The 10,441-nt window shown below is 38.7% G+C and carries 7 protein-coding genes; all 7 read right to left on the reverse strand.

The window, feature by feature from the left end; genetic code table 11:
* Positions 1-114 precede the first annotated feature (114 nt).
* The 7 genes from QZR70_RS07070 to QZR70_RS07100 all read right to left on the reverse strand — a co-directional run bounded on the left by QZR70_RS07070 (position 115) and on the right by QZR70_RS07100 (position 9,774).
* Entirely contained in the window at positions 115-1,287 is a 1,173-nt protein-coding gene (locus QZR70_RS07070; RefSeq protein ID WP_105090267.1) for a hypothetical protein, read from the reverse strand.
* Positions 1,288-1,500: 213 nt separating this feature from the next.
* A complete protein-coding gene (gene cydD, locus QZR70_RS07075) occupies positions 1,501-5,085 on the reverse strand; it encodes a thiol reductant ABC exporter subunit CydD (RefSeq protein ID WP_295794107.1) in 3,585 nt (1,194 codons plus the stop codon).
* A gap of 189 nt (positions 5,086-5,274) precedes the next feature.
* The gene (gene cydB / locus QZR70_RS07080) at positions 5,275-6,294 is read right to left on the reverse strand and encodes a cytochrome d ubiquinol oxidase subunit II (protein ID WP_005387191.1); all 1,020 of its coding nucleotides are present in this window, start codon (positions 6,292-6,294) and stop codon (positions 5,275-5,277) included.
* On the reverse strand, positions 6,285-7,673 hold the full coding sequence (locus tag QZR70_RS07085) for a cytochrome ubiquinol oxidase subunit I (protein WP_295794110.1): 1,389 nt from the start codon (positions 7,671-7,673) through the stop codon (positions 6,285-6,287). The genes cydB and QZR70_RS07085 overlap by 10 nt, the downstream gene beginning before the upstream one ends.
* A 63-nt stretch (positions 7,674-7,736) precedes the next feature.
* Positions 7,737-8,189 carry an Rrf2 family transcriptional regulator gene (locus QZR70_RS07090; RefSeq protein ID WP_105090265.1) on the reverse strand — a complete coding sequence of 151 codons (453 nt, stop codon included), beginning with the start codon at positions 8,187-8,189 and terminating at the stop codon, positions 7,737-7,739.
* Positions 8,190-8,410: 221 nt separating this feature from the next.
* Positions 8,411-8,905, reverse strand: coding sequence for a molybdenum cofactor biosynthesis protein B (locus QZR70_RS07095; protein ID WP_105090264.1), 495 nt, complete (start codon positions 8,903-8,905; stop codon positions 8,411-8,413).
* Between the two features lie 8 nt (positions 8,906-8,913).
* Positions 8,914-9,774, reverse strand: coding sequence for a polysaccharide deacetylase family protein (locus tag QZR70_RS07100; RefSeq protein WP_295802765.1), 861 nt, complete (start codon positions 9,772-9,774; stop codon positions 8,914-8,916).
* Positions 9,775-10,441 lie beyond the last annotated feature (667 nt).

The following is a 10,441-nucleotide window of genomic DNA, read 5'->3' on the forward strand; positions in this document are numbered from 1 at the left end:
TATCTCATGAAAATACCCCCTTTACTGGTTGTCCAGTAAAGGGGGTACATATCATATTAAGAGATACGTTTTTTATTTATACCATAACATATGCTGTTATTTAATAATCAATGCCTAGTAATTCATGAGCAGCATCAATTCAATTAATGTACAACCAATATAGGCGATAATAAACTTAACCTTCTGCTTGCGCATTCTATCATCGTCAGCAATTTTAAGTCGATTGGCAAGGAATCGTTTATCCCGAATTTGTAATAACAAATGTTTAATACGCTCTTGGCTTTCATTAGCAGTACATTCGTCACAATCCGATGTGAGTGTAGCTTGCTGCATGAAAATACGACGGTGTAATTTACGCATTTGAATTTTAATATTGTTATGTACAAAAGCACTTTGCCACTGTTTTCGAGAATCAAAGTACATATACAGATATCTAGGAATATTCATAACCAAGAAGGAAATGATAAAAATTCCTAAAGAAATCAAGAAATATGTAGAGAATGAGAACTCTAACGTTTCTGTAGGCAAGTAGTGATGCAAGATAATAAAGGTAATCCACACGCCGATTGGCAATAAGAGAACTGCCGCAATATCGATGGAACGAAGCCAGCTGGTACGGGTTGGTACATCCGGTACAGTGAATGTATCTACTGGGTCATGGAACGCATAGTAATCTAACTGTAAAACGGATTGACTAGTACGAGGGTTCCCCAATAGAACAGGACCATTACTACCGATATGTCGTTCAGGCAAAGGTATGAATTTTTTTACTTGTGTATTCGGTAATAGATCGAACTGGATAATCCCCTTTTTCTCAAAACGCATAGTAGATCCCTTCTCACCTAGTGCAATAGGATTAAAGAATATACCAAAGAGACTGAGGCACCAGTTACCTAATAGGTGTAGGATAGAGTTTAAAATAAACCCACCTGTATCTATATTATTTGTGTCGAGACGGATTGCAAAGGATGATGAGTAATCATCAAACCATAAATCCTCTAAGGTGAATTCCACATTGATCACATTCCCCCATTTCGTAATAATGGATAGGAATATTTGATTGTTTGGCTCAAATTCAAAGGTTACCGCGTAAAAGAGCCAATGATTGCGAAGAGCAGCCCGTAACATACGATTGACTGTGTCTTCTTCTATATATAGTAAACGGTGGTCGAACAAGTCTTGTTCTAATGGAGCCTTTTCTATAGTAGGCACCTTATCCACCGCTGTATCACGATCAGATAATGCTTCATCCACCAACGCTCGTATTTTGGTGAAGATCTTAGTCATAACCCCTCCAAGGGTAACAAAAAAATAGCTTTTGACATACAAATTATACCATATATTGCATGATTTATCGATAAAAGACTACTACATATACTATTAAATATAGGCATACATAAAGCCCCTTTTACATAGCAAAAGGGGCTTTATTACTGTAGTTTAATATTCAACCTATTATAAGTTAATAGTTATAATAGATAATTTAACTGATATTTATTTTTATTGAATACTTGCCATAGATAGGTAGCAATATTCATAGAAATGACCACGAAGTGCAATCAATTCTTCATATGTTCCATCTTCTATAATTTGACCTTTATCCATAAATACGATACGGTCCATTTGCTCTAATCCTTCTAACTGATGTGTAATGTATAAGCATGTTTTATCCTTTACATATTCCATCAAATCACAATGTAAAGCCTTTCTCGTTACTTGATCTAAACCTTCTAATGGTTCATCCAATAAAACGATTTGTGGATTTCGCAAGAATAATCGAGCTAATGCAATCCTTTGACGTTCACCACCACTTAAGCCATGACCACCACTACCAACAATCGTATTAAGACCTACTGGCAATCTATCCACTACAGAGCGCAAGGAAGCACGATCGATAGCACACTCTAAATCAGCTGCTGAAGCATCCGGCCTTGCTAGTCGAATATTATCCTCAAAGGACGCATGGAAGATATACGTATCTTGTGTAATAGTTCCCAACGCATTACGCCATGTATCTATAGAAATATCCTTTAATTCTACGTCACCTACATGAATGGAACCACCATAATCATATAAACGCTCAAGCATATTAAATAATGTAGTCTTACCAGAGCCACTAGCACCAACGATGGCAACTGATTGACCTTGCTTAATGTCTAATCTAAGATGTTCATAAATACAACGCTTTTTATTATAACCAAAAGATACATCGGTAAAGGTAATATCTCGATTAGCATTGAATGGTTTTGGTGCCTTCGGGTCTACCACAGGCATTGGCTCATTGGCGAGTGCCATGAGACGACTCGTAGCTACCTTGCTTTCAGCACCATGATGAACGGCAGCAATCATAGGTTGTAACGCCTCAAACCAAGCTTGTGTACCAATGGCAGCAACCGCTACCATAACACTAGCCCAAGCGCCGGTCAAAGCATTAGCAGCCAATATGGCTACAATAACAACAGTAATTTGCACACCACCTAGGAACAGCGTATTCCCTAAGTTCATGCCGCGCTCAATAACACCCTTATTAGCGTCCACAGTATGCATCATATGTTGAATACGATGATAGACTAGATTTTCATTGCCATAGCTAATGACATCCTCTAAACTATCCATAGTATCACTTAATAGTGATTTATATTCCCCTTGTTGCGGTCCGATCTCAGTCAATGATTGTTTATTATGAGCATATACAACTAAAGGCAATACAAAACCTAATATTAGGGCCGACAAAACTATAGGCGTAACCAAACTACTATCAATCGTAGAAACACCATAGGCTACTAAAGCAGTTAAAGCAATGGCTGCTACAGGAGGAATTAATGTGCGCAAATAGAAGAATTGTAATACTTCTATATCCCCCATAATACGGCCTAACATATCCCCCGCACCAAAGCGTTTAAGAATAGCCGGTGCTAATGGTTCTAAATGAGCATAGAACCATACACGCAAACCATATAAGCCTTGGAATGCCATCCGATGAGATGTATAACGCTCAAAATAGCGACATACGGCACGGCTAATGCCGAAGAATCGAACCCCTACAATGGCAAGGCTCAAATAAGTAAGGCCTGGTTGCAATGCAGCTGAGGCCAATAACCATGCAGACACAGTTAAAAGCCCTACATTCATGAATACTGTTAAGAATGTAAAAATCAAAGCTAATACTAAAGACCACTTTGCAGGACTTAATACAGAGAATAACAAACGCCATCCTTGTAAGCCCATAGTAGACGTTGACACTTCAGATGTATGTGTATCGTTTCCGCGTACATAAGCACCTTTTTTATCAACAGGAATTGAATAATCTAGGTCATCTCTATCTTGAATATCAAATGATTTCCCTGTTTGCAACTGCTCTTCAATAGTTGAAGAAAATTCGCCTAAACCAGAGATGACAAGGTCTTTAAAATATCCATCTACCGCAATAAGCTCTTCATAAGAACCTTGTTGAATAATGCGCCCCTGTTTTAAAACGTATAACGTAGAAGCCCAGTGCATCGTTTGTAGGCGATGGCCAATAATAATAACGATTTTATTCTCCATCAAACGTTGGATAGCACTACTTATGATAGATTCTGTTTTTACATCAAGATGTGCCGTTACCTCATCGAGAATTAACACTTGCCCTTTTCGTAGGAACGCACGTGCTAACGCCACCCGTTGACGTTCGCCACCACTAAGACCTAAGCCACCTTCACCAATAATCGTATCAAGACCTTCTTGTTGTCTATTGATCACATCCAGTAGCTGTACTTCTTTACATGCCTCTATAATCTCTTCATCACTTACATTCATTCCAAAGGATAATACATCGCGTAATGTTCCTTTCATGATATGAGGATGCTGGGATACATAAGTAATTTGTTGACGCCACCACTCAACATCGATGTCACAAACATCAAGACCATCGATGGCAACAGTACCTTTAGGAGCAGTTAAAAAGCCTCCAATAATATGAGCGATTGTAGATTTCCCGGCTCCACTTTCACCAACAAGCATAATCGGAGAATTGCGTTTAGCCTCTAATGAAATATGTTGTACCCCATTTTCACTATCTTCATAGGTAAAGGTTAAATCCTTAATTTCAATAGCTTGTATAGGTCCTTGAAGTTTAGATTGTCCACCTACAGGTAACGATGGCTGACGATTCATAAACTCTTCGTATTTTAAAATGGAGGTCTTCCCTGCCATTCCCGTATGGAATGCAGCCCCCAGTTGTCTAAATGGCGTATAAAACTCTGGTGCTAATAACAAAATAAAGAAGGCTGAAAAGAATGGAATTTCACCATCCAATAATGTTAAGCCCAGGTATACAGCAATCAATGCCGTACTAATAGTACTTACAAGTTCAAGAACCAATGCAGATAAGAATGCCACGCGCAACACACGCAAAGTAGAGTCTTTAAACTCTTCAGATAAACGACCAATGACCTTGATTTGATCCTTCGCACGGCCAAAAAGTTTTAATGTGGTGATACCTTGCAATACATCGAGGAAATGCCCAGACAAGAAACTCATACGTTCCCACTGTTCTTTATTGAGGCGATCTGCTTGCTTGCCGATTAAGATCATAAAGAATGGAATCAATGGTACTGTAACAATCAGAATGATGCCGATAATAGGCAATGTATCTACAATAGCAATGCCCATAATAAGAGGAATCATAATAGCATATAAAATTTGCGGAATATATCGAGCTACGTAAGCATCTACTTGCTCTAATCCATCTGTAAGCATATGGATTACATCACCGTGGCGCTCCTTATGTTGAACACCTAGCTTAAACATATGTACTAAAGCTCGTTTTCTAAAGGTTGCTTTTACTGCACTTCCCAATCGGTTGGCTACAGATTCTTGCACATAATGTGCTAGTAATCTCACAATAATAGCAATCCCTAAATAGATAATGGTATACCTTTCATCGTGTAAGGTATTTTCAGAAAAAATAAAATTATTAATTAAGGTTCCAAAGAACCAAGCTTGCCCAACAATGGATAGACTTTCAACTAAACAAGTTAAGCCTAGTAATAAAAGCTGACCTTTATGTTCTAGCAACGCTTTAAAGGCGGTACGCTGTATCATAGTATCCCCTATGGTAAATATAGTTAATATAAAAAATCATATGAATTTAGAATCCAATATATACGATCAAATGAATCTAAATTTATCAATATTATATTCATCTTACCACAAAAAAGAGGCGTGCCGCTACGACACGCCTCACATTGAGACCTAAATTTTATAACTCACTAGAGTTATAAAGCTATTCTATTAATAGTGTAAGTCTTTTTCAGATACACGATGACGGAATGTCCAGTATACCCAGATTTGGTAAGCCAATACGATTGGCACAAATACGAAGGCTACACAAGTCATCAACGTCAATGTGTAAGTAGAGTTACCTGCATTTGCAATAGTTAAGCTCCAGTCAGGATTCAAAGAAGAAACCATGATGCGAGGGAACAAACCTGCAAAGTAAGCAGCTGTTACAGAAATAACAGTTAAGGAGCTAAATACAAAGCCCCATTTTGTATTACGAGTACGTGCAGCACCCCAAGAAATGAGGAAGAACACGATTGCTAATGCGAAGCACACGATTGCTAATACAGAGTTGAACAAATCTGTACATACATATGTAGCAGCAACCAATACTAAAGCACCGATTGCAGTAGGAACACCAACTACCAAAGAAGCTGCGCGAGCGCGTTCGGAAACAGCACCAGCTGTTTTGATAGAAGTGAACAAGCCACCATGGTATGTGAATACCAAGATAAACGCAATACCGCAAAGTACTGTGTATGGGCTTAATAAATCAAAGAATGTGCCTACATATGTCATGCTTGCATCGATAGGAGTACCTTGAATCAAGTTACCAACTGTAACGCCCCACAATAATGCAGGAATCAAGGAACCGAAGAAGATGCAGTAGTCAAAAGTTTTACGCCATAACAAGTTAGGGCTCTTGGAGCGGAATTCAAAAGATACACCGCGGATAATAAGAGCCGCAAGCATTAAGAATAACGCTAAATAGAAACCACTAAACAACGTAGCATATACATGAGGGAAGGATGCAAATAATGCACCACCAGCAGTGATCATCCATACCTCGTTACCATCCCAAACAGGACCCAAGGCATTGATCATTTGACGACGTTCAACGTCAGTTTTACCGATGAATGGTAATAAAATACCAGTACCATAGTCAAAACCTTCTAATAAGAAGAAGCCAGCGAATAGTACAGTAATTAAAATAAACCATACCACTTCAAGGTTATTAAAAATTAATTCCATAATCTCGCCTCCTCTTTTTCAACTACATCGTGAGATGGATTGCCATCTGGACCTTTTTTGATGTGTTCAACAGCAAGGTAGAGAGCTGCGATAGCTGCTACGATGTACACAATGGTAAAGCCAATGATAGTAGTCATAATTTCTGGAGCTGTAACGGCTTTAGAAGCACCGTCTGCAGTTAATTGCAAGCCATATACAAGCCATGGTTGACGACCTGCTTCTGCTACAAACCAACCTGTGGAATGAGCAATGAATGGCAATGGCAATGTCCAGAACATAATTTTTAAGAATGTGCGATTACCAACTAATTTGTCTTTTGCATTAAGGATAAGACCTACGAATGCAACAAGTAACATAATGGAACCAGCTGCAACCATGATACGGAATGTCCAGAAGATTGCTGGAACATCTGGAATATAGTTACCAGGACCGTATTGAGCCTCGGATTTAGCTTGAAGATCTTTGATACCTTCTACTTTACCAGAAGTAAAGGAGTTTTGAGTCAAGAAGGACAAACCACCAGGGATTTCAAGTGCGCCAGTATTTTTTTGTGCTTTAGTATCAATGTTAGCCACTAAAGAGAATGGAGCTGGATCTTGTGTTTCCCACAATGCTTCCATAGCAGCCATTTTCATAGGTTGTACTTTTGTAATGTATTGACCTTGATGATGACCTGCCAAAGCGCCTAAAGTACCGAATACAAGAGCAATAACCATGCCCCATTTAGCAGAACGACGGTAGAAGTCTGTCGCATTGTTGCGCAATAAGTGCCATGCACTGATGGCCATGATGATTACGCCTGCTGTTAATAGACCATTCAACACGATATGGAAGAATTGGCCTGGTACATAGCCGTTTTGAACAATTGTTAAGAAGTTATCCATTTCTGCACGGCCATTACGGAGTACATAACCTACAGGATGTTGCATGAAAGAGTTTGCTACGAGAATCCAGAATGCGGATAGGTTTGTACCTAATGCCACCAACGTAGCTACAAGGGCATGAACAGTTTTATTCAAACGGTCCCAACCGAAGATCCAAACACCCATGAATGTAGATTCCAAGAAAAATGCCATTAATGCTTCAAGGGCCAATGGAGCGCCGAAAATGTCACCCATAAAACGAGAATATTCTGCCCAGTTCATACCGAAATGGAATTCCTGAACAATACCAGTTACCACACCCATAGCAAAGTTAATTAGGAACAATTTGCCCCAGAACTTTGCCATTTTTTTGTATACTTCTTTACCAGTAGACACATATGTCCACTCCAAGATAGCTACAGTCACTGTCATGCCTAGTGTGAACGGCACAAACAACCAGTGATAGATAGATGTTAGCGCAAATTGTAATCGAGCTAAATCTACAGCTTCAAACATGTGTTTTCCTCCTTAGAATAAAATACCTACATCACTTGATGAGCTTTTACTAAAAACCTTGTATCATTGCGCTTGTGAATATGGCAACGCTTCAGCCTCAATCAACTGTTCACGTTGAGCAAGAGTTTTAAAGTTAACCTGCTCCAACTGATTAATTAATTGATCCTGAATCGTCCCCATAGCCTCATTGATAGCACAATGCCCCATACAAGATTTAGAGCAAGAACCTACATCATATAAACACCGTTGTAAATACGCATCCCCTTCTACCGCTCTAATTACATCGAGCAATGAAATCTCTTGAGGATCTCGATTGAGGGCAAACCCACCATCTACACCGCGAAAGGATTTCATAATCCCAGCTGCAATGAGACTACGCATAATCTTAAGCAAAAATCGTTCTGGAATCAATTCCTGCTCAGCCAATACAGAGCCAGTTATCTTCGTTCCCGAAGGTAATAGCGCCATATGCAAGACCATGCGAAATGCATAATCCGTGGCCTGATTTAACTTCATAAGGTCTCCTTTCTCGTGCACTCGGACAAACGTATTACTAAATCTAGTATAATCGAAATAAAACAATACTGCAATGGTATTGTTTTATTTATTGAGAATTAGCATATATAGATTTTATACCCATTAATAAGGTATTATCTGAATATTTTTATGTCCCTTAAATAGCATTATGAATTCTATTATCAAAAAAAGACTGCCCACGAATGAGCAGTCTAAATATATTATTTTGTAATTTCTCGAACGAGATGGGCCATTTCAGGAATGATAAGTTTACTCATAGCTAATGTAACGGCACCTACAGAGCCTGGCACAGAGAACATCAAGGTGTTATTGTTGACCCCTGCTTCAGCACGAGACGCCATCGCCTTAGTACCAATATCCTCTGTATAGGACAAATATCTAAAGATTTCACCAAATCCAGGAATATGTTTCTCATAGAGGCTATTCGCAGCTTCAATTGTCACATCTCGCTTAGCAATGCCAGTGCCACCTGTAGAAATGATAACATCAATATTTTCATCATTACACCATGGGATCATAGCATTTCTAATTTCATCGTAATCATCAATAACAATTTTACGATCTGCCACAATATGGTCTGCTTGTTCTAAAAACTCTTGTACTTTATTACCGCCTTTATCGGTTTCAAAGGTACGAGTATCAGAAACTGTTAAAACAGCAACGCGTAAAGGTCTTGCTACAACTTCGTAAGACATAGTTCCTCCTAGAATAACGGAATAATAGATGCTAATCTCGGCCATCCATTATCGCGTAAAAAATCACGTAATGCCCATGTGTAGTGAATAAATGGTGCACAATGTAGGCGCATCCAGAACGATAGATATGGTGTATCACCTTGGAATATAGCCAATCGATTTAAGGCATATAGATTATCTCCTGGCTGTACTGTACCTGGTTGTACTGTGAAAGCCATTTTATAACCAGACTGTTTAGTTACATATTGAACGAGCATATCGTTAAACCCACCAGGATATGCTAGATACTCAATAGGCTCACCCAAAATCCCCTCCAAAGAAGTCTTCCCACCAAGAAGAGCATCCGGTAATTCGGTAGGGTCAATTTTTGTTAAAATTTTATGATGATTTGTATGGCCTTGAATATCAAATCCACCCGCTTCCATTTGGTGCATTTGTTCTGTAGAAACAAAACCAGGCGTATTAGCTGCATCACTAATCATAAACAAGGTAGCCTTCATGTTGTATTCCTTTAAAATAGGCAATACATTTTTATAGTTATCTACATAGCCATCATCAAAGGTGATAACAATTGGCTTATTGGGTAATTCAGCACCATTTTCTAAATAATCATATAATTGATCTAATGTAATCGTGTTGTATCCCTGATTATGTAAATACTCCATCTGCTCTCTAAACTGATCAACATGAAGAGTCAAAGCTGAATGCTTTTCATCGTTTACTTGATGGTAATTAAGAACTGGTACACCATAGATTTTATAATCAGTAGACAGCCCCCACATAACACCAAAAGAGATAGCTAAAATTGCAATACATATTGCGAGAAAACATAATAATTTTTTAATACAGCTCTTGCCATATTTATACATATAAACTAATCACTCCAATCCACTTAAGCATATAATGAGAATATCACACATACCTAGTATTATCAAGAAAATCCCTCACAAGATATTCATATTAATCTATGAATGAAAATATTTATTAGTAATATGCAAAAATAGACATAAAAAAGCCCTATAAACTTGGAGATCAAGAGTATAGGGCTCGTTATTTACATATATTTAAAGTTATACAGTCATTTACAATTCGGTAACATTGGTACTCGTGTCTACATAATGCTATTAATTTACATATATTTGAAGTTACTAAGCGGCTTTACGGTCGATACCATTGGTGCTACGCACCGCGGTATCGGTTTGATATGGTTTATATCTACCACTAGCCGCGGCTTCCTATCAATCCTCACTGTGGATTTCCCTTCTCTGCTCCGCAGCTCGGTAAATCTTACGTTCGGAAGCACTCATATGGGTCATTTGCGTCGCTTAGTTCTAAGTCCTCTTCGGTTGCCCTACTTGCTTCCTCACTGTGGATTTCCCTTCTCTGCTCCGCAGTTCGGTAAATCTTACGTTCGGAAGCACTCATATGGGTCATTTGCGTCGCTTAGTTCTAAGTCCTCTTCGGTTGCCCTACTTGCTTCCTCACTGTGGATTTCCCTTCTCTGCTCCGCAGTTCGGTAAATCTTACGTTCGGAAG

The organism is uncultured Veillonella sp. (assembly GCF_900545205.1).
Classification (GTDB): Bacteria; Bacillota; Negativicutes; order Veillonellales; family Veillonellaceae; genus Veillonella.